A 25,413-nucleotide genomic window follows, 5' to 3' on the forward strand; every position below is an offset into this window, starting at 1 on the left:
CCCGCCTGAATCAGGCGGGGGATTTCTTCGTTTCGGAGGTGCGGTTTTCAGGAGTTGCTGCCGCTGAGGTCCGGGATGACGATCTCCTGGACGGCCCACTTGTTGCCGTCGGGGTCGGCGAAGTAGATGAACCGTCCCCAGGCCTGGTCGTCGATCGGGCTGATGTCGATGCCGCGGCTCTTGAACTCGCGCTCGGCCTCTTCGATGTCTTTGACCACTACCTGCATGCCGACGACGGAACCGGGCTCGGCGTCGGTGATTCCCTTGCCGATACAGATCGAGCAGGCAGAACCGGGTGGGGTCAACTGGACGAACCGCAGGTCCTCGCTGACCGTGTGATCGTGGTCGGCATTGAAGCCGAGACGGACGTAGAAGTCCTTGGCGCGGTCGATGTCGGTGACGGGAATGGCGACCAGTTCGAGCTTGATGTCCATGACGTGCCCTTCATGTGATGGTGAATTCCGGCGACAGGTCCAGTGTGACGGGTATTGCGGTCAGAAACGGTCCTCGTTCGGCACCCGGATGAAACTTTCCGAATTGCTTGTTGCTCCGAGAGTGCTTCTCTCACTTCTCGACCGATCCCGAACCAGGAGCGGATACCCCGACTCCGCAGCGCTGACGCATTCGCTCGAACGTGCCACCGACGCCGACGCTCTCGGCTACCACCGGTTCTGGGTCGCCGAGCATCACGCGGTGCCGGGGATCGGGAGCGGGTCGCCGGCAGTACTGCTCGCCGCGATCGGCGCACATACGCGAGATATCAGGCTCGGGAGCGGTGGGGTCATGCTGCCGAATCACCAACCGCTGATCGTCGCCGAGCAGTTCCTGATGTTGGAGGCGCTGTATCCCGGGCGAATCGATCTCGGTCTCGGCCGATCGCTGGGATTCACGGAGCCTGTTCGTCAGGCACTACGACGCAGCAAGGACGCGCCGGACACGTTTGCGTCGGACCTGGACGAGGTGAGGCGTTACCTGGACGGATCCGCCGCAGTGACGGCACGGCCGGCGTCGCAGACCGGGGTGCCGATCTTCGTGCTGGCGACGCGCACAGGTCTGAAAGTGGCAGCGCAGCTAGGGCTTCCGGTGGTCGTGGGTGGGCCGATACTGGGAATCGGTAGCACCGATCGGGTGGATGCGTTGGATGAGTACCGCCGAGCTTTCCGGCCCACCGACACGCACCCCGAACCCTATGTGGTGGTTTCCCTCGAGGTGGCGGTTGCCGATACCACCGAGGCGGCACGAGAGTTGCTGATCCCGGAGGCGTACGCGCTCGCAGAATCGTCACGTACAGGGGAGTTTCCGCCGCTCGCGTCGCCGGACGAGATCAGGCGCACCCCGCGCAGTGATCGAAACGCCAGGCGCATCGAGTCGTTCACGGCGTCGGCGCTGCACGGGACGCCCGTCGAGGTGAAGCAGCAGCTTCACGATCTGGCCGAGCGAACCGGTGCCGACGAATTGCTGGCGTCCACGTCGACGTACGACCGTGACGCGCTTGCACTTTCGGACCGACTGCTGCGTGAGGTGATCTAGCGGGGTACGTGAAACTCGAGCAGCGTCGCGACGGAGTCGTCGAGTTCGGTCCACGGCACCGGTACCGAGAGGACCGCGATCGCCGAAGTCGGGAACTTGTCCCGGATACGTTGGGCCGCTTCCGAGTTTTCGTTCGACGCCAGATCGAGTGCAGTCCACGGGATCCCGGGTTCGTGTCCGACGATCAGGAGTGTTTTGACGTGGTCCGACGTGGTGCGCGCAGCTGCGATCACGTCGGCGGGTGAGCCGCCGTAGATGGACTTCTCGAATCCGGCGGGCGCCTCGATACCCGTCGAGGCAAGAGTTTCGACGGTCCGCCGGGAGGTGGAGCACAGAACGGCGTCGACGGGCGGGACGTTCTCGCGGATCCATTCGCCGCCGATGCGGGCCTCGCGCAGGCCCCGTTCGGCGAGTGGACGCTCGTGATCTCGGATGCCCTCTGGGTAGCTGGACTTGCCGTGTCGCATGAGGACGAGGGTGCGGTGGTCGGCCATGCGTTCACGGTATCCGCTTTATGCCCGTCAGTCCGGTTACTCTGGATGGTCAGGACCTTGAAGGAGGTTTTCGATGGCCGGTAAGAAGCTCGATCGAACTAATGCCCGAACCGCACTCGAGGTGGTACGCGAAAGCCCCACCATCGCGTTCATCACCGTTGCCCCGGCAGTGGTGGTCTTCGGCGTGGTGTGGTGGCTCTTCGGATTCTGGGCCGCGATTCTTCTCGCGTTGGTTTTCGGCGTCGCGGCAGTCGCGACCCAGAAACTGCGTTAGAGGGCGCTCACCTGCGCAACTGCGCGGAGCGCTTCGCCCACCAGGAACCAGACCGTGACGGTCTTGTCGTCGACGCGACTGCGCAGGACGACGTCGTCGCTGGAGACGATGGGGGAGAGGTACTCGATCAGCGCTCGATGCGGAACGGTACGCAGTTCTGTGCGAGCGCTGAGGACCTCTTCGACCGCTTGCCAGTAGACGGCGTTGTTGACGTGGTCGAACGGGTCGATGTCGGTGGCGCGCAGAGCGAACGGCGTGTCGAGAACACCGGCGTCGTCCACCTCCGCTGCGTTCTCGGCGAGGACACGCTTCCACTTCAGGCGATGCTCGTCGGTGGATTCTTCCAACGGCCGCATGAAGTCGTCACTCATCCGGGTGGGCATGCCCGACTCGGCGCTGATGTTGATCCAGAAGCCTTCGGTTTCCATCAGCGCGCCGTTGCTGCCGTCGAAGCGCACGCGCATGTTCGCCCATCTCGTGGAGAAGCCTGAGCACCAGCGAGTCATGGTCAACTCTTCCGGCCAGATTGCCGGCCGGACGACGTCGACGACGGTGCGACGCACTATCCAGAGCGGGTGTGTGTCGATGGCCCCCGCGGCCTCGATGTTGTCGTTGCCGATGTCCTGCAGGTAGCGGGCGACGGCGTCGAGCCTGACCTGCTTGGCGACGTCGATGTCGCCGGTGCGTACCGGGCGGGACTTGACGAAGATCGGTCCTCTGTCTGGCTGCTGCGCGAGCGTGAGATCTGGGTTCACGTGAGATTCCTGTTCGCTGGAGTGAGCCGATTCTGTCAGGCTTTTCAGCGAGTGGCGATTATCTGCTTTCCGCAGCCGGAACCGTCGACCATCCGTGCCACAGCGACGGCGGTGTCGGTGAGGGCATGAACGGAGTCGATCACCGGGGTGACGAGGCCTGCGTCGATCATCTGCGTCAGGACCTCCAGATCCTCGGCGTTCTCCGAAGCCATCAAAGACCCGAGCTTCTGAGATACGAACGGAGACAAGCACAGTGCACGGATTTGGCGATCGATTCCGCCGAGCCACCGTCCACCGTTCTCGCCGCCCACGATGACGAGAGTTCCGGTGCGTGTGAGTGCTCGTCGTAGGTCTCGCAGTCGGCGGTTGCCGCCGGTGTCGATGATGACGTCGTACCGATGCGATCCGTCGGTGGCGTCGTCGACGCGGTAGTCGAGAACCTCGTCGGCTCCGAGAGCGCGGACGGTATTGATTTTCGATGCACTGCACACGCCGGTGACGTGCGCCCCGAGGGCTTTGGCTACTTGGACCGCATAGATTCCGACGCCACCGGATGCACCGAGGACGAGGACGGATTGCTCCGCCTCCACGTGACCGTGATCGCGCACCGCTTGCAGTGCCGTCAGGGCGGAGACCGGTACCGCTGCCGCTTGCGCGAACGACAACCGGGCTGGTTTTGCGGCAATCTTCGATTCGAGCGCGCATGCATATTCCGCGAAAGCGCCGACCGCGATCCCGTACACCTCCTGGCCGACTGTCACGCGGGTAACCGAACTGCCGACGGCTTCGACGCGACCGCAGACGTCCAGTCCGCGTACCCGGTTCTTGGGTGCGCGCAGTCCAAATCCCGCGAGGCGCAACGGATATGGCAACCCGGCCATGAGGTGCCAGGCCCCTCTGTCGACAGACGCAGCCTCGACGCGTATCAGCACTTCGTTGTCGGCGACGGTGGGGCGCGGAATGCGATCGAGGTAGAGAACGTCGGCTTCGCCGTATCGATCCTGCACGACGGCGGTCATCAGTTCCTGTGTCATGCGATTCTCCGTTCGTCGAATACTTACATCGTAAGTATGACACTTACGGTGTAAGTTCTGTCAATGTGGAGAAGCGCGCGAGATTGACCCGAGACGACGTCGTAGGCGGCGCCGTCGCACTGGCCGATTCCGTGGGGATCGACTCGATGACGATGCGCAAACTGGGGACGCAACTGGGCGTCGAGGCGATGTCTCTGTACAACCACGTGTCGGACAAGGGGGACCTGCTCGACGGAATGGTCGACGCGGTTTTTGCGGAGATCGACCTGCCGACGCCGGGACGCCCATGGCGAACAGAACTTCACGCGCGAGCGGTATCCACTCGTGCAGTGTTGGGAAGGCACCCGTGGGCAACTCCGTTGATGGAGTCTCGAACGACGCCTGGTCCCGCGACCTTGCGTCACCACGACGCAGTCATCGGGACGCTACGCGCCGCCGAATTTCCGGTCGCCCTTGCTGCACATGCCTTTTCGATCATGGATGCGTACATCTACGGCTTCGTACTGCAAGAGGTGAGCTTGCCGTTCGAAACTGCGCAGGAGACGACGGAACTGGCGAACGCGATCATGGGATCGTTCGAGAGCGGTCAGTATCCGCACCTGACCGAGTTAACTACCGAGCACGTGCTGGCGCCGGGATACAGCTACGCTGCCGAATTCGCTTTCGGTCTGGATCTGATTCTCGACGGACTCGAACGACTGCACATCGGGAGCGAACGATGATCTGACGTGAGTACCGGGTTAAAGTCGAGAAAACCGGGTTACCGGTCCAGATTTCAGATGTCCCGAAGAGGAGCTTTCTGTGCGCGCAATGGTGGTTACGGAACTGACCGGTCCCGAAGGAATTGTCGCGCAGGAGGTTCCCGAGCCCGCAGCCGAAGGTCTGGTCCTCATCGACGTGAAGGCCAGTGGCGTCTGCTTTCCAGACCTACTGATCACCTACGGCAAGTATCAGATCCGCCCGGAACCGCCGTTCATTCCCGGAGCGGAGATATCGGGCGTCGTGGTCTCCGCGCCCGAGGGCTCGGGTTTCGCTCCGGGTGATCGTGTTCTGGCGGCCGCATATCTGGGCGGTTATGCGGAGCGGATCGCCGTCAACCCGGCGCAGGTACTTCGAATTCCGGACGGACTCGCATTCGACGAGGCGGCTTCGCTGATCATCAACTATCAGACGATGGAGTTCGCGCTCGCTCGTCGCGCAAAGATCGTCGCGGGGGAGACGGTGGTTGTGCTCGGCGCTGCGGGTGGAGTCGGAACGGCAAGCATTCAATTGGCGAAGGCGCACGGCGCCCGGGTGATCGCGGTAGTACGACGCGAGGGCGTCGAGGACTTTCTTCGTGAGCTCGGTGCCGACGAGGTGGTCGCGCTCGCCCCGGGATGGGGAGAACGGATTCGGGAACTGACTGACGGCGTCGGCGCTCAGATCGTGGTGGATCCGGTGGGCGGCGACGCGTTCGACGACGCGGTGCGTGTTCTGGCACCCGAAGGACGACTTGTGGTGATCGGCTTCGCCGGCGGCGGCATTCCCGAGGTGAAGGTGAATCGGGTGCTGTTCCGAAACATCAGCATTGTCGGGGCGGCGTGGGGCGAATTCACACGCACCAATCCCGAGGCGGTAGCCGAGGTGCACACATCGTTGGTCGAGCACGTCCGAAACGGCTTGCGGCCCCTGGTCAAGGCCCGGTATCCACTCGCGGACGCTGCGGTTGCCCTGGCTGATCTCGAAAGCGGCAAAGTTCTCGGAAAGGCCATCTTGCTGCAGGAATGATAATTCCAACGTGATGGTGCTCACCAAATAATAAGTTGCAACATGTTTTCATTTGGGCAATAGTTGCAACCGCACTACCATTTGCCAGGTGATCGCTTCCGATTCTGATGACCTGTTTGGAGCACTCGACGAGTTGTTCACTCGCCTGATGAACGCCGGTGATTCGGAGTCGATCGATGCGTTGATCGAACTGGATCTCTCGTTCTCTCAGGTGCGTGTGCTGTTCGTACTTGCACAACGTGATGCGGCGATCCCGATCAACGAGGTTGCCGAGGAGCTTCGGCTCTCGGTGGCAGCTACGGGACGAAACATCGACCAGCTCGTGAACATGGGCCTGGTCGATCGCCGTGAAGACGAGCGGGACCGGCGCGTCAAGCGGGTTTCCTTGTCGGAGGCCGGTCGTAAGGTGACGACCAACCACATCGAGTGCAAGCGCGGCCAGCTTCGTGATTTCGCGTCGCGTGTTCCTGAGCCAGAGCGAATTCGTTTGTTCGAGGCTCTCAAGCCCATTCTCGCGGGTGACTATCTGCGAGCACTTACCCAGGAGACTTCGCGATGACATCGCCGAACGCGCCGGCTACGGCGCCTGACAAACTCGACGGGGCGGTCCTCAAGATTGCGTCCGTGGTGGTGCTCGGCGCCATCATGTCGATTCTCGACGTAACCGTGGTGAGCGTCGCGCTCACCACCTTTGCCGAGGACTTCCAGACCTCGTACGCCACCGTCGCATGGACGATGACGGCGTACACCCTTGCCTTGGCGACGGTCATCCCGGTCACGGGTTGGGCAGCGGATCGATTCGGTACCAAGCGCCTGTACATGACTGCTCTGGTGCTGTTCGTTCTCGGTTCGGTCGCCTGTGCGATGGCGTGGGACATCACCTCGCTGATCGGCTTCCGTGTGCTCCAGGGCCTCGGTGGCGGCATGTTGATGCCGCTCGGCATGACGATCATGACCAGGGCCGCCGGCCCGGACCGTGTCGGTCGTGTCATGGCCGTGCTCGGTATCCCGATGCTGCTCGGCCCCATCGGTGGCCCGATTCTCGGTGGTTGGCTGATCGAGGCCGCGAGCTGGCACTGGATCTTCCTCATCAACCTGCCTATCGGCATCATCGCGCTGGCAGCAGCATTCATCATTCTGCCGTCCGACAAGGCAAAGCCTTCGGAGTCTTTCGACTTCCTCGGCATGATCCTGCTCTCGCCCGGCCTGGCGCTGTTCCTGTTCGGTGTGTCGTCCATCCCCGAGGTGGGAACCGTTGCCTCGGCCAGGGTTCTGGTGTCGGCCGGTATCGGTCTGGCGCTGATCATCGCCTTTGTGTTCCACGCGCTCAACAAGGACCACCCGCTGATCGACCTGTACCTGTTCAAGAACCGCCAGTTGACCACCGCCGTCATCACGACGTCGTTGTTCATCGTCGCGTTCATGGGCGCCGGTCTGCTCTTCCCGAGTTACTTCATTCAGGTCGGCGGTCACTCCACGCTCGCTGCCGGATTGTTGATGGCTCCGCAGGGCCTCGGTGCCATGGTCACGATGCCGATTGCCGGCCGGCTGGTCGACAAGATCGGTCCGGGCAAGATCGTCCTGACCGGTTTGCCGCTGATTCTCATCGGTTTGGGTGTCTTCACACAGGTCGCCTCGGATTCGCCGACGTGGTTGCTGATGGGCGCGCTGTTCGTCATGGGCCTCGGCATGGGTTGCACCATGATGCCGCTGATGACCGCAGCCATCGTGACGCTTTCCAACGAGCAGATCGCTCGCGGTTCCACCCTGATGAACATCGTTCAGCAGACCGCAGGTTCGATCGGTACCGCTGTGATGTCGGTGGTTCTCACCAACCAGCTCCTCGATCGTGGCCTCGATACGACGATGGTCGGAGCGGCGTCGCACATTCCGACCGAGCCGGGTAGCCCGCAAGAGTCTGCGGCCGATTCGATTCTCAGCGCAGCGTCGGACGCATTCGGCAACACCTTCCTCGTTGCCACCGTGTTGATCGTCCTGACCCTCATCCCGGCGTTCTTCCTGCCGCGGAGCAAGACCACCAGGCCGGTGGCCGAGGGCGAGACGGCAGCGCCGATCGTTATGCACTGACCGGTTTCCGGTACAAAGTTTGACCAGGTGAGGGCGGCACACATCATGTGTGCCGCCCTCACCTTTTGCCGTGGAATACAGCGGGATGGTTGAATGTTTGATCAGTTACATGCAAACGCATGGATCTAGTTCGCGGAGGAGCAACCATGCAGTTCGGAATCTTCACGGTCGGCGACGTCACCACTGATCCAACGACCGGGGTCACGCCCACCGAGCACGATCGCATCAAGGCCATGACGACCATCGCCAAGCACGCAGAGGAAGTCGGTCTCGACGTCTTCGCGACCGGCGAGCATCACAACAAGCCGTTCGTTCCGTCGTCTCCGACGACGATGCTCGGATACATCGCTGCTCAGACCGAGAAGATCACGTTGTCCACGTCCACGACGCTGATCACCACCAACGACCCGGTGAAGATCGCCGAGGACTACGCGATGCTCCAGCACCTCGCCGAGGGGCGCGTCGACCTGATGATGGGACGCGGAAACACCGCGCCGGTGTACCCGTGGTTCGGCAAGGACATTCGCGCCGGAATCCCGTTGGCGCTCGAGAACTATCAACTTCTTCGCAGGCTGTGGGACGAGGAGGTCGTGAACTGGCAAGGGGAGTACCGCACACCGCTGCAGGGATTCACGTCCACTCCGCGCCCGCTGGACGGCATCGCTCCGTTCGTGTGGCACGGGTCGATCCGCAGCCCCGAGATCGCGGAGATCGCGGCGTATCACGGTGACGGATTCTTCGCGAACAACATCTTCTGGCCGAAAGAGCACTACATCGAGCTGATCAATCTCTATCGCCAGCGTTACGAGCACTACGGCCACGGGTCCGCGGATCAGGCGATCGTCGGCCTCGGCGGTCAGGTCTTCATGCGCAAGAACAGTCAGGACGCGGTCAAGGAGTTCCGTCCGTATTTCGACAATGCCCCGGTGTACGGCCACGGACCTTCGCTCGAGGAGTTCACCGAGCAGACCCCGCTGACGGTCGGTTCCCCCGAGCAGGTCATCGAGAAGACCTTGGCTTTTGCCGATTTCTTCGGTGACTATCAGCGCCAGTTGTTCTTGATGGATCACGCGGGTCTTCCGCTCAAGACGGTGCTCGAGCAGCTCGATCTGCTCGGTGAGGAAGTTGTTCCGGTTCTGCGCCGTGAGTTCGCGGCCAGACGGCCCGCACACGTGCCGGACAACCCTCCCACTCACGCGTCGATGAAGGCGGCTCGTGAGGCAAGCAGTGTCACTGCCTGACGCACAACAGCCAGAGGCTCCGGTCAGCACCACCGAGCTCGCCACCGACGCCTGGGAAGCCTTGTTTCGCGCCCAGGTGTCGGTGATGCGGCGGCTCTCTGCCGATGACGTCTGGGATCAGCTGACGATGCGCGAGTACGACGTGCTGTTCACGCTCAGTCTCGCGCCGCGGAACTGTCTGCGCCTGCATGACCTGAATCGGGAGATTCTGTTGAGTCAACCGTCGCTCAGCCGTCTGGTGGAGCGGCTGGAGCGCGAAGGCTTGGTGTCCCGAAGCGTGGATCCACTCGACCGCCGCGGCACAATCGTGCAACTCACCGAAGCGGGTGCAGCGCTGCAGAAATCAGTGGGTCGCCGTCATGCGGCAAGTATTCGCCGCCACGTCGGACCGGCGTTGGACGCGGACGAACTTCGACTGTTGGCCGAATTGTGCACGCGTCTGCGTCTCGCACAGGCATGACTAGAGGCAGGATGGACGATATGAGCAACCTCGAAGCGCAACCCGTCGAGCAGGAATGCGAAGGCCATCCGGTCGAGAGCGAGATTCAGATTCTCACTCCGCGCGACGTGCCGCTCGGTGGCCCACGGGCGATGCGAGTACGACGCACCCTCCCACAACGCGAGCGTTCGTTGATCGGAGCGTGGTGTTTTGCCGATCACTACGGTCCGGATGACGTCGGCTCTGGTCCGGGCATGCACGTGCCGCCGCATCCGCACACTGGATTGCAAACGGTCAGTTGGCTGTTCACCGGAGAGATCGAGCACCGTGACAGCATCGGCTCCCATGCGATGGTGCGACCGGGTGAACTGAATTTGATGACGGCCGGGAGTGGGATCGCGCACTCCGAGGTGTCGACGCCGAACACCAAGGTTCTGCACGGGATGCAGTTGTGGGTGGCGCTTCCGGATGCGGCGCGCGATACCGCACCCGCATTCGTTCACTATCGACCGGAGCCGGTGACCACCGGCGGCGCGACGATCAGTGTGTTCCTCGGTTCGCTCGCCGGTGACACATCTCCGGTGTCGACATTCACCGAATTGTTGGGCGCCGAGGTGATTTTGGATCCTGGCGCCGAGATCGCCCTCGACGTCGATCGTTCACATGAGCACGGCGTAATCGTCGATCAAGGATCGGTAGTGCTACGCGGAACCACCGTCGGCTGGGCCGAGTTGGGTTATCAAGCACCGGGTTTCGGCAAACTGACATTGCGTAATCCGGGATCCGAACCGGCTCGACTGCTACTTCTCGGCGGTAAACCGTTGGGAGAGCAGGTCATCATGTGGTGGAACTTCATGGGCCGCACCCACGAAGAGATCGTCGAGTATCGACGCAAGTGGCAGGCCGAGCTTGCCTCCGGATTCGACGGCAGCGTCCCGGACCAGCGTTTCGGCGTCGTGCCGGGATACGACGGTCCGGCGCTCCCGGCACCCGAGTTGCCGAACAGTACGTTGCGGCCCCGAGGCTAGTCGTTGTTCTTGCTGCTACGGGCCGCGAGCGTCGTCTCGATCAGGCCTGCTCGATGTCCTGGTGGGCCTTGGCGAGCATCAGGTAGCCGGCGCCGTTCGCGGTGATACCGGCCTTTTCGCCTTCGGAGAGTTCACGTTTGACCTTGGCGGGCACACCGGCCACCAGTGATCCGGGCGGGATCTGCATTCCCTGAGACACGACGGCGCCGGCCGCGATCAGCGATCCCGAACCGATGTGCGCGCCGTTGAGCACCACGGCGCCCATGCCGACGAGCACGTCGTCTTCGACGGTGCACCCGTGCAGCACCGCGTTGTGGCCGACCGAGATTCGTTCGCCCAGTACCGCGGGGAACGTCGGGTCGGCGTGAACCGTGCAGTTGTCCTGAATGTTGGTGTCAGCACCGATGGAGATCGATTCGGCGTCGCCGCGCAGGACTGCGCCGTACCAGATGCTGGCGCCCGCAGCGATGGTCACCGCGCCGACAACGGTGGCGTTGGGTGCGATGAACGCGGTTTCGTCGATCTGCGGGGTGTTACCGAGAACGGTGGCGATGATCGGGTTGGTCATGGTTCTCCTGTGCGTTGGAATGACGTGCTCTGACGGTACCTGGACTATTTCGGCGTGGACTTTCGATTCATGACAACAGTCCCGACACCCGCGGTCACCACCAGTCCGATGGCGACGAGTGTGAAGGCGTCGAGCGATTGCCCGATCACGAGAACTCCGGCCAGTGCAGCCGCAGCGGGTTCGAGGGCGATGAGGACGGCAAAGACCTTTTTGGCGAGGGAGCGTAGGGCCCACATCTCCAGGCTGTAGGGGATGACGGACGAGAGGATGGCGACGGCCGCGCCGGCAGCGAGCATCTTCGGATCCAGCAGTTCGCTTCCGCCGGAGACGAGGCCGAAGGGCAGCGTCAATACTGCCGCGACGATGCTTGCGCCGGCCAAACCGTCGGCGCTCGGGAGGGTCGCAGCGAGGTGGGAACCGGCCACGATGTAGCCGGCCCACGCAGCAGCGGCGATCAACGCGAACATCACCCCGACCAGGTCCAATCCGGATTCGCCGTGATCTCCCAACCCGAGCAGCAACACTCCGCCGAAGGCGAGAAGCACCCACGCTCCGTCGGCCCATCGACGAGACAGCACTGCGGCCAGCGTCAACGGTCCGAGAAACTCGATGGTGACAGCGGTGCCGATGGGCACCGTGTCGAGGGCGAGGTAAAAGGCACCGTTCATGACGGCCAGCGCGATACCCAACGCGAAGATGCCTTTGCGCTGCCGGTTCGACCACCTGCTCCATCTCGGGCGGACGATGACGCCGAGGATGATCGCGGCGATCGTCAGTCGCAGCGTCGTCGCTCCGGCCGGCCCGATCTGTGAGAACAGCGTCGTCGCGAATGCCGCTCCGAACTGGAGCGAAAGTATCGAGGTGAGGACTGCACCGACCGGCAGTAGCTGACTGCCGGCCTTCATTCTCCGGTGAACTCAGGACTACGACGTTCGAGCATCGCGGCGACGGCTTCGTGGTGATCGCGAGTGTGATGCGCGATCGACTGCATGGCGGCGGAGAGTTCGAGCAGGCTCTCGAGGCTTTGGTGCTGGCCCTCACGGAGCAGTTTCTTGGTCATGCGGAGCACCTGCGGGGGATTGGCTGCTACTCGCGCTGCCAAGGCGTGCGCGGCGGAGAGCAATTCTTCGGGCGCGGTGACCTGCGAGATCAGCCCCCAGTCGAGTGCTTTGGCGGCGTCGATCGGTTCGCCGGTGAACGCCATCTCGGCAGCGCGGGCGTTGCCGATCGCGCGGGGGAGCAGCCAGGCTCCGCCGTCGCCGGGGATGAGTCCCACCTTGACGAAGCTCTCGGCGAAGACCGACGCCGTCGACCCGATGCGGAGGTCGCACATGAGTGAGAGGTCGCAGCCCGCTCCGATGGCGGGGCCGTTGACGGCCGCGATGGTCGGCACCTCACACGTGTACAGAGCGAGGGGAATGCGCTGGATCCCGTGCCGGTAGCCCTGGCGGATCTCGCCGGGAGCGCCACCGAACATGCCTTCCTTGTCTCGCATGTGTTTGACGTTGCCGCCGGAGGAGAAGGCCGACCCGGCTCCGGTGAGGATCACCGCGCGCACACTCTGATCTCGGTTTACTGCGGTGACCGCGTCTTCGAGGGCCTCGATCATGTCGATCTCGGAGATCGCGTTGCGGGTGTCCGGGCGATTGAGGGTCCAGGTGACCACGTCGCCGGTTCGTGAGATGAGTACGGCGTCGCTCATGGGTGCTCCTGTTTGATCGATGGTGCAGGGTCGGGGATCGGTTCCGCCCAGTCTCTCACCACAGGATTTCGCAATAACAATCATTCGTGCTTGATTTTTATAAGCGCGAGTGTGATGCTGGTCGCATGGCCGAACTTCAGACGTTCATCGATGACTTGCGGGCCGAAGGCGAGAGCCTCGACGCCCTGGTTGCGGATCTGCCCGAGGAGAAGTGGGCGACATTGACGCCTGCGGAAGGGTGGACCATCGCCCATCAGATCGGGCACCTGCACTGGACGGACAGTGCAGCAATCCTGGCGATCACCGACCCGGACGGGTTCGCGGAGCAGTTGAAGGCGGCGTTCGTGAATCCGGCGGGGTTCGTCGACGACGGTGCTGCCGAGCAGGCCGCCCGGCCGCCCGCAGAGTTGCTCGCCGATTGGCGGGCGGGGCGCACTGCTCTCGTCGAGGCGCTCACCGCTGCCCCGGCCGGCACCAAGTTCCCCTGGTACGGCCCACCCATGGGCGGTGTCTCGATGGCAACTGCCCGGTTGATGGAGACGTGGGCACACGGACAGGACGTCGCCGACGCTCTTGGTGCCGAACGAGTTCCGACGTCGCGCATCAAGAACATCGCTCACCTGGGCGTGCGGACGCGGAATTTTGCGTACTCGGTCAACGAGAAGACGCCACCCGCCGAGGATTTCCGGGTTGAGTTGACGGCGCCCGACGGTTCGATCTGGACCTGGGGGCCGGAAGATGCGACGCAGAAGGTGACGGGGCCGGCGTTGGACTTCTGCTTGCTGGTCACTCAGCGCGCCAACCGCGCCGATCTCGATCTGGTCGCCGACGGCGGCGACGCGGACGAGTGGCTCGGGTTCGCGCAGGCATTTGCGGGGCCCAGCGGCGAGGGACGAGCCGCCATCGGATCCAGCGGTGAGGGACGAGCCGCCATCGGATCCAGCGGTGAGGGACGAGAATCGAAGGTGGACAAATGAGTTCGGTGCGGATCGGCAACTGTTCCGGTTTCTACGGCGACCGCGTCTCGGCGATGCGCGAGATGCTCGAGGGCGGCGAACTCGACTACCTGACCGGCGACTACCTTGCCGAACTGACGATGTTGATCCTCGGCCGCGACCGGATGAAGGACCCGTCCCTCGGCTATGCGAAGACGTTCCTGCGGCAGGTGGAGGACACCCTCGGCCTCGCGCTCGACAAGGGCGTGAAGATCGTCGCGAACGCCGGCGGCCTCAACCCGGCCGGACTGGCCGACGCGCTGCGCGAGGTCAACGCCAAGCTGGGTTTGAATGCGAAGATCGCTCACGTCGAGGGTGACGATCTGGTCTCCCGCGCCGACGAACTCGGACTCGGCTCCCCGCTGACGGCCAATGCGTATCTCGGCGCCTGGGGCATCGTCGAAGCATTGTCGGCCGAAGCCGATGTCGTGGTCACCGGACGTGTCACCGACGCTTCGGTGATCGTCGGTCCGGCCGCCCACCATTTCGGTTGGAAGCGAGATGATTTCGATCAGCTGGCTGGTGCTGTCGCGGCGGGCCACGTCATCGAGTGCGGCACCCAGGCCACCGGCGGCAACTACGCGTTCTTCACCGAGATCCCCAATCTGGGCCGCCCTGGCTTCCCGATCGCCGAGATCAACGCGGACGGCTCGTCCGTCATCACCAAGCATGTCGGAACGGATGGCGAGGTGAGCGTCGGCACCGTGACGGCGCAGCTGTTGTACGAGATCACGGGCGGACGCTACGCGGGCCCGGACGTGACCACTCGCATCGACAACGCGGTGCTCACCCAGGAAGGTCCGGATCGGGTGCTGATCAGCGGCGTCACAGGCGAGGCTCCGCCGCCGCAGTACAAGGTCTCGCTGAACACACTGGCCGGGTTCCGCAACGAGGCCACGTTCATCCTCACCGGTCTCGACATCGAGGCCAAAGCGGATCTGGCCAAGAGCCAACTCGAATCCTGGCTGACGAAGAAGCCGGCCGAACTGGTCTGGACCCTCGCTCGCACGGATCATCCTGATTCCGATACCGAAGAAACTGCGAGTGCGTTGCTGCGCTGCGTGGTTCGCGATTCCGACCCCAAGGTGATCGGTCGTCCCTTCTCCTCGGTTGCGGTGGAAATGGCACTTGCCAGCTACCCAGGCTTCTCGCTGACCGCGCCGCCGAGCAACGGCCAACCGTACGGGGTGTTCACCCCCGGCTACGTCGACGCGGGATCGGTGCCTCACGTCGCCGTGCTTCCCGACGGCACTCGTGTGGACATCGCTCCGTCGACGCTGACGCAGGACCTCGAACCTGTCGACGAACCCGAGCGTCCGGAGCCCTTGCCGCCTCAGTCTTCGCTCTCGGTGCCGCTCGGCACGATCGCCGGCGCTCGAAGCGGCGACAAGGGTGGAAACGCCAACGTAGGCGTCTGGGTTCGCACGGACGATCAGTGGAAGTGGTTGGCGCACACACTCACCGTCGAAAAGCTCAAGGAACTACTGCCCGAAGCGGCAGAGTTGACCGTCACTCGCTACCAGCTTCCGCACCTTCGTGCCGTCAACTTCGTGATCGAGGGAATCCTCGGTCAGGGTGTGGCCTCGCAGGCGCGGTTCGATCCGCAAGCCAAGGGAATTGGCGAATGGTTGCGCTCGCGCCGCATCGACATCCCGATTTCGCTACTCCCCGCAACTGACGAGAAAGAGGATTCACGGTGACCGTGTGGACCACACCGGAAAGGCTTGCGCTTCGCGAGACCGTACGCGGATTCGTGAACCAGGAGATTTTGCCGCACCTGACGCAGTGGGAACGTGACGGTGAGATCCCGCGCGAATTGCACCGTAAGGCAGGCGCTCTGGGTCTGCTCGGGGCCAGTGCTCCCGAATCTGCAGGCGGTGAAGGCGGCGACGCCGTCGACTCCATCGTGATCTGTGAAGAGATGCATCAGGCCGGTGCGTCTGGCGGATTGTTCGCCTCGCTGTTCACCTGCGGTATCGCCGTGCCGCACTTGATTGCCGCCGGCGACGAGGCGCAGATCGAGAAGTGGGTCAAGCCGACGCTGCGCGGGGAGAAGATCGGCTCGCTCGCCATCACCGAACCGGGTGGCGGCAGCGACGTCGGACACCTGACAACCACAGCCAAGCGCGACGGCGACCATTACGTCGTCAACGGAGCCAAGACGTTCATCACCTCCGGGGTTCGCGCCGACTTCGTCGTCACCGCAGTGCGCACCGGCGGCTCCGGAGCCGGTGGCGTCTCACTGCTCGTGATCGAGAAGGGCACACCGGGATTCACGGTGTCACGCAAGCTCGAGAAGATGGGGTGGCGCGCGTCCGATACCGCGGAACTGTCCTTTGTCGACGCCCGAGTTCCGGTGGAGAATCTGGTCGGGGCAGAGAACAGCGGCTTCGCGCAGATCGCGCAGGCATTCGTCTCCGAGCGTGTCGCCCTCGCCGCGCAGGCGTATGCCAGCGCAGAGCGATGCCTGGAATTGACCCTCGAATGGTGCCGTGCCCGTGAGACGTTCGGTCGCCCGCTGATCAGCCGCCAGGCAGTGCAGAACACCGTCACCGAGATGGCCCGCAAGATCGATGTGGCCAAGGTGTACACGCACTCGGTGATCGAGCGATACATGGCCGGTGACGGAGATCTGATCGCCGAGGTGTGCTTCGCCAAGAACACGGCCGTCGAAACCGGTGAATGGGTTGCCAACCAAGCGGTTCAGCTGTTCGGTGGCCTCGGCTACATGCAGGAAAGTGAAGTGGAGAGGCAGTACCGGGACATGCGAATTCTGGGAATCGGTGGCGGTACCACCGAAATCCTCACCGGCCTCGCAGCCAAGCGATTGGGGTATCAGTCATGAGTGTCATCCGGTCCACACTGGACACCAATTCCGAGGTGTACAAGACCGCAACCTCGACCATGAACACCAAGCTCGCCGAGATCGAGGTCGAGCACGCCAAGGCGCTGGCGGGCGGCGGTGAGAAGTACACCGAGCGGCACCACAAGCGGGGAAAGCTCTTGGCGCGTGAACGGATCGAACTTCTCCTCGATCAGGATTCACCGTTCCTCGAGGTGTGCCCCCTCGCCGCCTGGGGAAGCGATTTCCCGGTCGGCGCCAGCACCGTGGTCGGTATCGGCGTCGTCGAAGGCGTCGAATGCCTGATCGTCGCCAACGATCCCACCGTGCGCGGCGGCACCAGCAATCCGTGGACGCTGCGTAAGGGTTTCCGCGCCAACGACATCGCCATGCAGAACCGCCTCCCGGTGATCTCCCTGGTCGAGTCCGGCGGCGCAGATTTGCCGACGCAGAAGGAGGTGTTCATCCCGGGTGGGCGTATGTTCCGCGATCTCACGCAGCTCTCCGCCGCCGGAATCCCCACCATCGCACTGGTCTTCGGCAACTCGACAGCCGGCGGCGCGTACATCCCCGGCATGTCCGACCACGTCGTGATGATCAAGGAACGCTCCAAGGTGTTTCTCGCAGGCCCGCCGCTGGTCAAGATGGCCACCGGCGAGGAATCCGACGACGAGGCACTCGGCGGCGCCGAAATGCACGCTCGCAAGTCCGGGCTGGCCGACTACTTCGCCGCCGACGAGCAGGACGCGATCCGCATCGGGCGCTCGATCGTCAAGCGGCTCAACTGGACCAAGAAGGGTCCGGCGCCTCGCGCGGAGATCATCGAACCGCTCGAGGATCCGGAAGAGTTGCTCGGCATCGTTCCCGCCGATCTGAAGATCCCGTTCGATCCGCGTGAGGTCATCGCCCGCATCGTCGACGGTTCGGACTTCGACGAGTTCAAGCCTCTGTACGGATCTTCGCTCGTGACCGGTTGGGCGGAGCTGAACGGCTACCCGATCGGCATTCTGGCCAACGCCCGTGGAGTGCTCTTCAGCGAGGAATCGCAGAAGGCCACCCAGTTCATCCAGCTCGCCAACCGCTCCAACACGCCGTTGCTGTTCCTGCACAACACCACCGGATACATGGTGGGCAAGGAATACGAGGAGGGCGGCATGATCAAGCACGGATCGATGATGATCAATGCGGTTGCCAACTCCAAGGTTCCGCACATCTCCATCCTGCTCGGAGCGTCGTACGGCGCCGGTCACTACGGCATGTGCGGGCGCGCGTTCGATCCGCGATTCCTCTTCGCCTGGCCCAGTTCCAAGTCCGCCGTCATGGGCGGTGCGCAACTCGCCGGCGTCATCTCCATCGTGGGACGCGCTGCCGCCGAGGCGCGCGGCCAGGTCTTCGACGAGCAGGCCGATGCCGGCATGCGCGCAATGATCGAAAACCAGATCGAGGCCGAGTCACTTCCGATGTTCTTGTCCGGGCGTCTCTACGACGACGGCGTCATCGACCCCCGAGACACCCGCACCGTGGTGGGAATGTGCCTGTCGGCCATTGCCACCGCCCCGATCGAAGGCACCGAGAACTTCGGCGTCTTCCGTATGTGAGGCACGCCGTGACAATCACTTCAGTACTCGTCGCCAATCGTGGCGAAATCGCCCGCCGTGTCTTTGCGACCTGCCGCAAGAACGGAATCGGCACGGTCGCGGTGTTTTCCGACGCAGATGCCGACAGCCCGCACGTCGCCGAAGCCGACGCCTCGGTTCGGCTGCCGGGTAACACACCTGCCGAGACATACCTGCGGGGTGAGCTGATCATCGCCGCCGCCAAGGCCTCGGGCGCCGACGCGATTCACCCCGGATACGGATTCCTCTCCGAGAACGCGGAGTTCGCGCGCAGCGTCATCGACGCGGGACTGACGTGGATCGGCCCGCCCGTCGAATCCATCGAGCTCATGGGTTCGAAGGTCGAGTCCAAGAAGATCATGGACGCCGCCGGAGTGCCGGTGCTTTCCGAACTCGATCCTGCCGCGGTGACCGAAGCTCATCTGCCGGTGCTCATCAAGGCGTCGGCCGGCGGCGGTGGACGCGGAATGCGTGTCGTTCGTGAATTGTCGGCGCTGGACGGCGAACTGGAAGCGGCTCGGCGTGAGGCGCAGTCCGCATTCGGCGACCCGACGGTCTTCTGCGAGCGCTACCTCGAGACCGGTCGGCACATCGAGGTTCAGGTCATGGCCGACCGACACGGCGGCGTGTGGGCGGTGGGGGAGCGCGAGTGCTCGATCCAGCGTCGGCACCAGAAGGTCGTCGAAGAGGCACCGTCGCCGCTCGTGCAACGCATCCCGGCGATGCGCGGCAGGCTTTTCGATGCCTCGCGACTCGCCGCCAATGCCATCGGCTACGAAGGCGCAGGAACCGTCGAGTTCCTCGCCGACGAAAAGGGCGACTTCTTCTTCCTCGAGATGAATACCCGTTTGCAGGTGGAGCACCCGGTCACCGAATGCACCACCGGACTCGATCTGGTGGAGCTGCAATTGCAGGTCGCTTCGGGCGACGCGCTCCCAGGCGAGCAGCCGCAGATCCGCGGGCATTCGATCGAGGTGCGTCTGTACGCCGAGGATCCCGCGAAGAACTGGCAGCCGCAGAGCGGTACCGTTCACCACATCGAGTTGCCCGGTGACGTGGCAGAATTCAGTGTCCTGCGTGAGCAGGGTGTTCGCCTCGATTCGGGTGTCATCGACGGCAGTGTCGTCGGCGTCCATTACGACCCGATGCTGGCCAAGGTCATCTCCTACGCGCCGACGCGATCGGCAGCTGCGCGCCTGCTCGCATCGACGCTGGCGCGCACCAGGATTCACGGCTTGCGCACCAACCGCGACCTGCTCGTCAACGTCCTGGCTCACCCGGCGTTCATTGCCGGAGATACCGACACGGCCTTCTTCGTGACTCACGATCTCGAGAAGCTGTCAACGCCTCTGGCCGACACCGACGCCGAAAGGATCTCGGCGCTGGCGGCGGCACTTGCCGATGCCGCGCACAACCGGGCGTCGGCCCGCGTCATCGGCCGCTTGCCCAGCGGGTGGCGCAACCTCCCGTCGCAGCCGCAGAGCAAGAGTTACTCCACTGCGTCGGGCGACTACGACGTCCGCTACTCCCTGAGTCGAAGTGGTGTGCTGAGTGCAGAAGGCTTCGACGACGTGAGCCTGGTATCGGCAACTGCGACCCGGGTAGTGCTCGAGCAGAGCGGAGTTCGGCGTTCGTTCGACGTGTCTGCCTACGGGAGTGAGATTTTTGTCGACTCCTCGCTCGGACCCGTCGCCTTGACGGCAGCACCGCGCTTCGTGGATCCGTCGGCGGAAGTCGCTGCCGGTTCGTTGCTCGCTCCGATGCCGGGATCGGTCATCCGCCTCGGCGCCGCACTCGGTGACACCGTCACCGCCGGCCAGCCGATTCTGTGGCTAGAGGCCATGAAGATGGAGCACACTGTCACCGCGCCGACTGCCGGTGTCCTGGTAGAACTTCCGGTCGCCGTCGGCCAGCAGGTCGAGGTCGGATCGGTACTCGCACGTGTGGAAGAACCCGCTACAGAAGAGGAAGCATGATGAGTTTCATCGAAACCGAAGAGCAGAAGGAACTGCGGGCATCCGTTTCCAAACTGGGTGAGCGCTTCAACTACGTCGACTACGTGCTGCCCAAGGCGCGCAAGGGTGAGCCGCTCACCGAATTGTGGAACGAGGCGGGCAAACTCGGATTCCTGGGCGTCAACCTGCCGGAGGAATACGGCGGCGGCGGTGCAGGCATCTACGAACTCGCGCTGGTGCAGGAGGAACTGGCAGCGCAGGGTGCCGGTCTGCTCCTGGTTGTGGTCTCGCCGGCCATCTGCGGCACCATCATCGGCAAGTACGGCACTGCGGAGCAGAAGCAGCAGTGGCTACCCAGTCTCGCCGACGGCTCCAAGATCATGGCGTTCGGAATCACCGAGGCCGACGCAGGTTCCAACTCTCACCAGATCACGACGACTGCTCGTCGCGACGGCGAAGACTGGATCCTGAGCGGCAACAAGATCTACATTTCGGGCGTCGATCAAGCTGACGCGGTCCTCATCGTTGCGCGCACCGAGGACTCCAAGACCGGCAAGCTCAAGCCCGCTCTGTTCATCGTCCCCACGGATTCTCCCGGATTCGTGAAGACGCAGATGGAGATGGACATCATCGAACCGGACCACCAGTTCATCTTGTTCCTCGACGACGTGCGCCTGCCGGCCGACGCTCTGGTCGGTGAAGCTGATGCCGCCCTGATGCAGTTGTTCGCCGGCCTCAATCCGGAGCGCATTCTGGGTGCGTCGATGGCGATCGGTATGGGCCGTTACGCCCTCAACGCTGCGGTGAAGTTCGCCAACGAGCGAACGGTGTGGAAGACGCCGATCGGTGCGCACCAGGGTATTTCGCATCCTCTCGCGCAGGTGAAGATCGAACTCGAACTCGCCAAGCTGATGATGCAGAAGGCCGCGGTGCTCTACGACAGCGGTGACGATTTCGGTGCTGCCGAAGCCGCGAACATGGCGAAGTATGCGGCCGCCGAGGCCAGCATCAAGGCACTCGATCAAGCGATTCAGACGCACGGCGGCGCCGGTCTGACGAAGGAATACGGACTGGCTGCCATGCTCGGCGCGGCACGTATCGCCCGCGTTGCTCCGGTCAGTCGCGAGATGATCCTCAACTTCGTCTCGCAGCATTCCCTCGGTCTGCCGCGGTCTTACTAGACGGTCCTACTGAAGAGGAGACTCATGACGGATCAGGACAAGCCATACGTACGGTACGAAGTATCAGGCGGTGCTGCCACGATCACTCTCGATTCACCCCACAACCGCAACGCGATTTCGACGCGGTTGGTCACGGAGTTGCAGGCGGGGTTGACGTCGGCTGCGGCCGATCCAGCGGTTCGGGCGGTAGTGCTCACCCACACCGGTGGAACATTCTGTGCGGGAGCCGATCTCAGTGAGGCTTCGGGGTCGTCCGCGTCACCGGAGGAAGCCGTCAAGGAGCGCGGCCGGGGGATGCTGACGCTCTTGCGCAGCATTCTCGAGCTTCCCAAGCCGGTGATCGGGCGCATCGACGGTCACGTCCGGGCCGGAGGCATGGGTCTTGTCGGGGCGTGCGACATCGTCGTCGCCGGACCGGCGAGCACCTTCGCGGTGACGGAATCACGATTGGGCTTGGCAGCATCCATCATTTCGCTCACGGTCCTGCCGAGGCTCGACCAGCGATCCGCGAGCCGCTACCTGCTCACCGGAGAGAAGTTCGGCCAGCACGAGGCCGAATCCATCGGACTCGTCACCTCCGCGTCGCAGGACACGGGGGAGTCGATCACCGAACTGCTCGGCACTTTGCGCCAATGTTCACCGCAGGGGCTGGCCGAATCGAAGTGGATCACGACGCGTTCGGTCCTGGCCGGATTCGACCGGGACGGCGAGGAGATGATCGCGCAGTCGGCTCGGCTGTTTTCCTCTGACGAGGCTCGTGAGGGCATGATGTCTTTCTTGCAGAAGCGTCCAGCGGCCTGGGCGCAGTAGAAACTGCGCAGCTGGGACACAGAAGCGCTGGAACACAGAAGTAGAAGGGATGGCGGCGCGATGACTCGAGAGCCCAAGCAGGACCGAAGTCGAGTCACGCGCTCCCACCTGCTCGAAGTGACGGTGGAGTGTCTCGCCGAACTCGGATGGAGCGCAACGACGATGAGCGTCGTCGCGCAGCGTGCCGGGGTGTCCAGAGGTGCGATGCAGCACCACTTCCCGACTCGTGAGGACCTCATCACCGCGGCGCTCGAGGTGATGTTCGACGCCCGGATGGATCAGGCGCGAAAGGAATCGACCGACCTTCCGGTGGGTGCCGGACGAACCGAGGCGATCATTTCGCGGCTGGTCGAGTACTACACCGGGACCCTTTTCAAGGCAGCACTGCAGGTGTGGACGGCCGCCGCCTCCGACCCCGACCTGCGTGCCCGCGTCCTGCCCCTCGAGGAACGGTTCGGGCGCATCGCGCACCGCATGGCTGTCGAGAGTCTGGGTGTCGACGACTCCGATCCGGTGACGCATCGCTTGGTACAGGCGACACTGGACCTGGCCCGAGGGCTAGGGCTGGCAGACGTACTCACCGACGACTCGCGTCGGCGCACCGAGGTGGTCAAACAGTGGGCGGCGCAATTGGATTCCACGCTGGTTCGGGTACCGGTCACAACCCCCTGAATCGGTAGCGGGGCGTGTGTCGGGGGCCACCGAGAAGTACAGTCGGCTCCATGGCCGCACGCACTCTCACTTCGATCGGGACTTCGGTATTGGTCTCGGCTGCCGTGCTCTCGGCGGTGGTCGGCTGCAGCTCCGACGACGGGTCTGCCGATCGGTCGGGCGACGGCGCCAATTCGCCGGCCCTTGCACCCACCGATCCCGGTCCGATGTTCGCCGAATGCGGCTCGGTGACCGACGAAGAAGTTGTCAACGCCTTCAATCTCGGCACGTTTGCGACGACGACGCGCAACGGCGTCGGTTGCCAATGGGAGGTCGCCGGTTCGAATGGCCCGAGCGTCAGTTTCTCCTGGTACCGCGGAAGCCCGATCGGCCGCGAACGGGCAGGGTCCGACCTGCTCGGACGTCCCGCCGACGACATCACGATCGGTGGTCACCAGGGCTTCATCGCGTCCACGGCGGGTTCGCTGTGCGAGTTGGGTATCGCGTTCGGCGGAGACTTCGTGCACTGGTCGATCACCTACGGCTTGCTGCCTCCGACCGCTGATCCGTGCACGGTTGCACGGGATCTGATGGAAAAAACAGTTTCGAGGGCACAGTGAGGTTCGAGGGCACACTCAAGAGCGCAAGGATCGGACTCGCCCTGGCGGGGTCGATGGTTCTACTCACGGGCTGCGGCTCGGTGGTCACCGGGACTCCCCGCGCGGAGGGCAGCTACCGCGGTAGTGACAGCCAGGAATTCGCGAACGTCCTCCAAGAATGCGAAGCGGTCACCGACGAGCAGATCGCCGGCGCCGTGGGTGCCGACGCCGTCGGTCGTGGGTTCTTCGGCGCTATCTGCCGCTGGGACGGCATCGGGGCCGCGGGTCCGATCAAGATCACCTTCAACTGGTTCGAGACGGGCACCCTCGATCACGAGCGCGCTGCTTTCGAACATCTGGGATACGTGGTGGCGAAGATCGACATCAACGGCAGTAGCGGGTACCAGGTTCGCCAGCCGGCCGATCCGCAGAGTTGCGGGGTGAGCGCGAGCGCGCCGGCCGGGGGAGTGTTCGGGTGGTGGGTCACCGAGCCGCAAGGCGGAGCGGATCCGTGCGAGGCTGCGGCAAAGCTCGGCGGGTTGACGTTGAACCGCAGTATCTGATCGGGACCGATCCGGCTGTGTGGTCTGCGCATGCGGCCAGAGTGTCTGGTCAGAGCATGAGGTCACTATCACCGTGGCCTCGCTTTGACCTTGTGGCGCGCCGACAGGTATCGTTATGGGTCGTGTCCGGCATGCCCGGGCCGATCTGTGTGCCTAGCTAGGTATTGCCGTGCGCGCGTTCGAGCAGATTTTGCTGATGAACGAGCATCCGGCTGCCTGTGTGGGGGTATGCGACACGCCCGACCTCGGGGGTGGTGCAAGGCACGAAAGTGCTGAGTACAGACTCTGAGGTGGGTGAGGAGCAGCAGCTCTCTTGCTCCAACTGCTAGATCCCTAATTTCAGAACAGCCACGTTTTCGAACGGCCCGAGTTCGCTCGAGCAGTCTGTTCGTCACAAGAAAGCCGGTAAATGCCAACCATCAACCAGCTGGTCCGCAAGGGTCGCCGCGACAAGACCGCCAAGGTCAAGACGGCAGCTCTCAAGGGCAGCCCGCAGCGTCGTGGCGTGTGCACTCGCGTGTACACCACCACCCCCAAGAAGCCGAACTCCGCGCTCCGTAAGGTCGCACGTGTTCGCCTCACGACTTCGGTCGAGGTCACCGCGTACATCCCCGGCGAAGGTCACAACCTTCAGGAGCACTCCATGGTGCTCGTCCGTGGCGGTCGTGTGAAGGACCTCCCGGGTGTCCGTTACAAGATCATCCGCGGCTCCCTCGACACCCAGGGTGTCAAGGGTCGCAAGCAGGCACGCAGCCGCTACGGCGCCAAGAAGGAGAAGAGCTAATGCCACGTAAGGGCCCCGCTCCGAAGCGCCCGCTCATCAACGACCCGGTTTACGGTTCCCCGTTGGTGACGCAGCTCGTCAACAAGATCCTGCTGGACGGCAAGAAGTCCACCGCAGAGCGAATCGTGTACCAGGCTCTCGAGCAGGCACGCGAGAAGACCGGCACCGATCCGGTCGTCACCCTCAAGCGCGCCCTGGACAACGTCAAGCCTGCACTCGAGGTTCGTAGCCGCCGCGTCGGTGGCGCTACCTACCAGGTGCCGGTCGAGGTTCGTCCCGGTCGTTCCACCACGCTGGCACTGCGCTGGCTGGTCACCTTCTCGCGTGCACGTCGTGAGAAGACCATGGTCGAGCGTCTCGCCAACGAGCTCCTCGATGCCAGCAATGGCCTCGGTGCAGCTGTGAAGCGTCGCGAAGACACTCACAAGATGGCCGAAGCCAACAAGGCATTCGCCCACTACCGCTGGTGATGTAAAGCGTCGGAGCAACTGCCATCG

The 25,413-nt window shown here is 63.6% G+C and carries 28 protein-coding genes; 21 read left to right on the top strand and 7 right to left on the bottom strand.

The window, feature by feature from the left end; translation table 11 throughout:
- Positions 1-47: 47 nt before the first annotated feature.
- Positions 48-434, bottom strand: a complete 387-nt coding sequence (locus ACFT1A_RS12330) for a glyoxalase superfamily protein (protein ID WP_003942070.1) — start codon at positions 432-434, stop codon at positions 48-50.
- Positions 435-522: 88 nt separating this feature from the next.
- Here ACFT1A_RS12330 and ACFT1A_RS12335 point away from each other — a divergent pair, with 88 nt between their 5' ends.
- Positions 523-1,530 (top strand): LLM class flavin-dependent oxidoreductase, encoded by a 1,008-nt coding sequence (locus ACFT1A_RS12335; protein WP_378447189.1) that lies wholly within the window; start codon positions 523-525, stop codon positions 1,528-1,530.
- On the opposite strand, the gene ACFT1A_RS12340 is transcribed toward ACFT1A_RS12335, so the two are convergent.
- A complete protein-coding gene (locus tag ACFT1A_RS12340; RefSeq protein WP_007728426.1) occupies positions 1,527-2,024 on the bottom strand; it encodes a histidine phosphatase family protein in 498 nt (165 codons plus the stop codon). The two genes, ACFT1A_RS12335 and ACFT1A_RS12340, sit on opposite strands and share 4 nt — an antisense overlap.
- A gap of 73 nt (positions 2,025-2,097) precedes the next feature.
- Between ACFT1A_RS12340 and ACFT1A_RS12345 the strand changes: the two genes are divergently transcribed.
- Positions 2,098-2,298, top strand: a complete 201-nt coding sequence (locus ACFT1A_RS12345; RefSeq protein WP_003941897.1) for a hypothetical protein — start codon at positions 2,098-2,100, stop codon at positions 2,296-2,298.
- Here ACFT1A_RS12345 and ACFT1A_RS12350 read toward each other — a convergent pair.
- Both ACFT1A_RS12350 and ACFT1A_RS12355 read right to left on the bottom strand, forming a co-directional pair.
- Positions 2,295-3,053, bottom strand: a complete 759-nt coding sequence (locus tag ACFT1A_RS12350) for an acyl-[acyl-carrier-protein] thioesterase (RefSeq protein ID WP_378447190.1) — start codon at positions 3,051-3,053, stop codon at positions 2,295-2,297. The two genes, ACFT1A_RS12345 and ACFT1A_RS12350, sit on opposite strands and share 4 nt — an antisense overlap.
- A 44-nt stretch (positions 3,054-3,097) precedes the next feature.
- Positions 3,098-4,087 carry an NAD(P)-dependent alcohol dehydrogenase gene (locus ACFT1A_RS12355; protein ID WP_378447191.1) on the bottom strand — a complete coding sequence of 330 codons (990 nt, stop codon included), beginning with the start codon at positions 4,085-4,087 and terminating at the stop codon, positions 3,098-3,100.
- Between the two features lie 65 nt (positions 4,088-4,152).
- Here ACFT1A_RS12355 and ACFT1A_RS12360 point away from each other — a divergent pair, with 65 nt between their 5' ends.
- The 7 genes from ACFT1A_RS12360 to ACFT1A_RS12390 all read left to right on the top strand — a co-directional run bounded on the left by ACFT1A_RS12360 (position 4,153) and on the right by ACFT1A_RS12390 (position 10,650).
- Positions 4,153-4,809: a TetR/AcrR family transcriptional regulator C-terminal domain-containing protein gene (locus tag ACFT1A_RS12360; RefSeq protein ID WP_378447192.1), complete on the top strand. Its 657-nt coding sequence runs from the start codon at positions 4,153-4,155 to the stop codon at positions 4,807-4,809.
- A 79-nt stretch (positions 4,810-4,888) separates the two neighbouring features.
- Positions 4,889-5,854, top strand: a complete 966-nt coding sequence (locus ACFT1A_RS12365; RefSeq protein WP_378447193.1) for an NADPH:quinone oxidoreductase family protein — start codon at positions 4,889-4,891, stop codon at positions 5,852-5,854.
- An 88-nt stretch (positions 5,855-5,942) separates the two neighbouring features.
- On the top strand, positions 5,943-6,413 hold the full coding sequence (locus ACFT1A_RS12370; RefSeq protein WP_378447194.1) for a MarR family winged helix-turn-helix transcriptional regulator: 471 nt from the start codon (positions 5,943-5,945) through the stop codon (positions 6,411-6,413).
- A complete protein-coding gene (locus ACFT1A_RS12375) occupies positions 6,410-7,942 on the top strand; it encodes a DHA2 family efflux MFS transporter permease subunit (RefSeq protein ID WP_378447195.1) in 1,533 nt (510 codons plus the stop codon). Before ACFT1A_RS12370 ends, ACFT1A_RS12375 begins: the two co-directional genes overlap by 4 nt.
- A 146-nt stretch (positions 7,943-8,088) precedes the next feature.
- A complete protein-coding gene (locus tag ACFT1A_RS12380; RefSeq protein WP_378447196.1) occupies positions 8,089-9,183 on the top strand; it encodes an LLM class flavin-dependent oxidoreductase in 1,095 nt (364 codons plus the stop codon).
- Positions 9,170-9,643, top strand: coding sequence for a MarR family winged helix-turn-helix transcriptional regulator (locus ACFT1A_RS12385; protein ID WP_378447197.1), 474 nt, complete (start codon positions 9,170-9,172; stop codon positions 9,641-9,643). The genes ACFT1A_RS12380 and ACFT1A_RS12385 overlap by 14 nt, the downstream gene beginning before the upstream one ends.
- 20 nt (positions 9,644-9,663) lie before the next feature.
- Positions 9,664-10,650 carry a pirin family protein gene (locus tag ACFT1A_RS12390; protein WP_378447198.1) on the top strand — a complete coding sequence of 329 codons (987 nt, stop codon included), beginning with the start codon at positions 9,664-9,666 and terminating at the stop codon, positions 10,648-10,650.
- 40 nt (positions 10,651-10,690) lie between these two features.
- Here ACFT1A_RS12390 and ACFT1A_RS12395 read toward each other — a convergent pair whose 3' ends face one another.
- From ACFT1A_RS12395 to ACFT1A_RS12405, 3 genes are read right to left on the bottom strand one after another with little or no spacing between them, the layout of a single operon-like run.
- The gene (locus ACFT1A_RS12395; protein ID WP_378447199.1) at positions 10,691-11,218 is read right to left on the bottom strand and encodes a gamma carbonic anhydrase family protein; all 528 of its coding nucleotides are present in this window, start codon (positions 11,216-11,218) and stop codon (positions 10,691-10,693) included.
- A 44-nt stretch (positions 11,219-11,262) separates the two neighbouring features.
- Entirely contained in the window at positions 11,263-12,123 is an 861-nt protein-coding gene (locus tag ACFT1A_RS12400) for a DMT family transporter (RefSeq protein WP_378447200.1), read from the bottom strand.
- Positions 12,120-12,920: a crotonase/enoyl-CoA hydratase family protein gene (locus tag ACFT1A_RS12405; RefSeq protein WP_378447201.1), complete on the bottom strand. Its 801-nt coding sequence runs from the start codon at positions 12,918-12,920 to the stop codon at positions 12,120-12,122. Before ACFT1A_RS12405 ends, ACFT1A_RS12400 begins: the two co-directional genes overlap by 4 nt.
- A 125-nt stretch (positions 12,921-13,045) precedes the next feature.
- Between ACFT1A_RS12405 and ACFT1A_RS12410 the strand changes: the two genes are divergently transcribed.
- The 12 genes from ACFT1A_RS12410 (at position 13,046) to rpsG (ending at position 25,386) form a co-directional block, all read left to right on the top strand.
- Positions 13,046-13,897 (top strand): TIGR03084 family metal-binding protein, encoded by an 852-nt coding sequence (locus ACFT1A_RS12410; protein WP_378447202.1) that lies wholly within the window; start codon positions 13,046-13,048, stop codon positions 13,895-13,897.
- Positions 13,894-15,615 (top strand): acyclic terpene utilization AtuA family protein, encoded by a 1,722-nt coding sequence (locus ACFT1A_RS12415; RefSeq protein WP_378447203.1) that lies wholly within the window; start codon positions 13,894-13,896, stop codon positions 15,613-15,615. The genes ACFT1A_RS12410 and ACFT1A_RS12415 overlap by 4 nt, the downstream gene beginning before the upstream one ends.
- A complete protein-coding gene (locus tag ACFT1A_RS12420; protein WP_378447204.1) occupies positions 15,612-16,760 on the top strand; it encodes an acyl-CoA dehydrogenase family protein in 1,149 nt (382 codons plus the stop codon). The genes ACFT1A_RS12415 and ACFT1A_RS12420 overlap by 4 nt, the downstream gene beginning before the upstream one ends.
- Positions 16,757-18,355 (top strand): acyl-CoA carboxylase subunit beta, encoded by a 1,599-nt coding sequence (locus tag ACFT1A_RS12425; RefSeq protein WP_378447205.1) that lies wholly within the window; start codon positions 16,757-16,759, stop codon positions 18,353-18,355. The genes ACFT1A_RS12420 and ACFT1A_RS12425 overlap by 4 nt, the downstream gene beginning before the upstream one ends.
- An 8-nt stretch (positions 18,356-18,363) precedes the next feature.
- Entirely contained in the window at positions 18,364-20,349 is a 1,986-nt protein-coding gene (locus ACFT1A_RS12430; RefSeq protein ID WP_378447206.1) for an acetyl/propionyl/methylcrotonyl-CoA carboxylase subunit alpha, read from the top strand.
- Positions 20,349-21,509, top strand: coding sequence for an acyl-CoA dehydrogenase family protein (locus tag ACFT1A_RS12435; RefSeq protein WP_033236424.1), 1,161 nt, complete (start codon positions 20,349-20,351; stop codon positions 21,507-21,509). The genes ACFT1A_RS12430 and ACFT1A_RS12435 overlap by 1 nt, the downstream gene beginning before the upstream one ends.
- Before the next feature lie 24 nt (positions 21,510-21,533).
- Entirely contained in the window at positions 21,534-22,319 is a 786-nt protein-coding gene (locus ACFT1A_RS12440) for an enoyl-CoA hydratase family protein (RefSeq protein WP_378447207.1), read from the top strand.
- Between the two features lie 60 nt (positions 22,320-22,379).
- The gene (locus tag ACFT1A_RS12445) at positions 22,380-22,991 is read left to right on the top strand and encodes a TetR/AcrR family transcriptional regulator (RefSeq protein ID WP_378447208.1); all 612 of its coding nucleotides are present in this window, start codon (positions 22,380-22,382) and stop codon (positions 22,989-22,991) included.
- A 50-nt stretch (positions 22,992-23,041) separates the two neighbouring features.
- Positions 23,042-23,590, top strand: coding sequence for a DUF3558 domain-containing protein (locus tag ACFT1A_RS12450; RefSeq protein ID WP_378447209.1), 549 nt, complete (start codon positions 23,042-23,044; stop codon positions 23,588-23,590).
- Complete coding sequence (locus ACFT1A_RS12455) at positions 23,587-24,132, top strand: DUF3558 domain-containing protein (protein ID WP_378447210.1); 546 nt, start codon at positions 23,587-23,589, stop codon at positions 24,130-24,132. Before ACFT1A_RS12450 ends, ACFT1A_RS12455 begins: the two co-directional genes overlap by 4 nt.
- Before the next feature lie 409 nt (positions 24,133-24,541).
- Positions 24,542-24,916: a 30S ribosomal protein S12 gene (rpsL, locus tag ACFT1A_RS12460; protein ID WP_003941908.1), complete on the top strand. Its 375-nt coding sequence runs from the start codon at positions 24,542-24,544 to the stop codon at positions 24,914-24,916.
- Positions 24,916-25,386, top strand: a complete 471-nt coding sequence (gene rpsG, locus ACFT1A_RS12465; RefSeq protein ID WP_003941856.1) for a 30S ribosomal protein S7 — start codon at positions 24,916-24,918, stop codon at positions 25,384-25,386. Before rpsL ends, rpsG begins: the two co-directional genes overlap by 1 nt.
- The last annotated feature ends 27 nt before the right edge of the window (positions 25,387-25,413 follow it).

This window comes from Rhodococcus sp. NPDC057135 (assembly GCF_042670865.1).
GTDB lineage: Bacteria > Actinomycetota > Actinomycetes > Mycobacteriales > Mycobacteriaceae > Rhodococcus_F.

Bases quoted from the DNA above. Each gene is read 5' to 3' on its own strand.
- ACFT1A_RS12435 (WP_033236424.1), top strand. From the start codon at position 20,349: ATGAGTTTCATCGAAACCGAAGAGCAGAAGGAACTGCGGGCATCCGTT.
- ACFT1A_RS12340 (WP_007728426.1), bottom strand. From the start codon at position 2,024: ATGGCCGACCACCGCACCCTCGTCCTCATGCGACACGGCAAGTCCAGC.
- ACFT1A_RS12425 (WP_378447205.1), top strand. From the start codon at position 16,757: ATGAGTGTCATCCGGTCCACACTGGACACCAATTCCGAGGTGTACAAG.
- ACFT1A_RS12335 (WP_378447189.1), top strand. From the start codon at position 523: ATGAAACTTTCCGAATTGCTTGTTGCTCCGAGAGTGCTTCTCTCACTT.
- ACFT1A_RS12445 (WP_378447208.1), top strand. From the start codon at position 22,380: ATGACTCGAGAGCCCAAGCAGGACCGAAGTCGAGTCACGCGCTCCCAC.
- ACFT1A_RS12345 (WP_003941897.1), top strand. From the start codon at position 2,098: ATGGCCGGTAAGAAGCTCGATCGAACTAATGCCCGAACCGCACTCGAG.
- ACFT1A_RS12410 (WP_378447202.1), top strand. From the start codon at position 13,046: ATGGCCGAACTTCAGACGTTCATCGATGACTTGCGGGCCGAAGGCGAG.
- ACFT1A_RS12355 (WP_378447191.1), bottom strand. From the start codon at position 4,087: ATGACACAGGAACTGATGACCGCCGTCGTGCAGGATCGATACGGCGAA.
- ACFT1A_RS12390 (WP_378447198.1), top strand. From the start codon at position 9,664: ATGAGCAACCTCGAAGCGCAACCCGTCGAGCAGGAATGCGAAGGCCAT.
- ACFT1A_RS12400 (WP_378447200.1), bottom strand. From the start codon at position 12,123: ATGAAGGCCGGCAGTCAGCTACTGCCGGTCGGTGCAGTCCTCACCTCG.
- ACFT1A_RS12380 (WP_378447196.1), top strand. From the start codon at position 8,089: ATGCAGTTCGGAATCTTCACGGTCGGCGACGTCACCACTGATCCAACG.
- ACFT1A_RS12395 (WP_378447199.1), bottom strand. From the start codon at position 11,218: ATGACCAACCCGATCATCGCCACCGTTCTCGGTAACACCCCGCAGATC.
- ACFT1A_RS12415 (WP_378447203.1), top strand. From the start codon at position 13,894: ATGAGTTCGGTGCGGATCGGCAACTGTTCCGGTTTCTACGGCGACCGC.
- ACFT1A_RS12405 (WP_378447201.1), bottom strand. From the start codon at position 12,920: ATGAGCGACGCCGTACTCATCTCACGAACCGGCGACGTGGTCACCTGG.
- ACFT1A_RS12440 (WP_378447207.1), top strand. From the start codon at position 21,534: ATGACGGATCAGGACAAGCCATACGTACGGTACGAAGTATCAGGCGGT.
- ACFT1A_RS12330 (WP_003942070.1), bottom strand. From the start codon at position 434: ATGGACATCAAGCTCGAACTGGTCGCCATTCCCGTCACCGACATCGAC.
- rpsL (WP_003941908.1), top strand. From the start codon at position 24,542: ATGCCAACCATCAACCAGCTGGTCCGCAAGGGTCGCCGCGACAAGACC.
- ACFT1A_RS12450 (WP_378447209.1), top strand. From the start codon at position 23,042: ATGGCCGCACGCACTCTCACTTCGATCGGGACTTCGGTATTGGTCTCG.
- rpsG (WP_003941856.1), top strand. From the start codon at position 24,916: ATGCCACGTAAGGGCCCCGCTCCGAAGCGCCCGCTCATCAACGACCCG.
- ACFT1A_RS12375 (WP_378447195.1), top strand. From the start codon at position 6,410: ATGACATCGCCGAACGCGCCGGCTACGGCGCCTGACAAACTCGACGGG.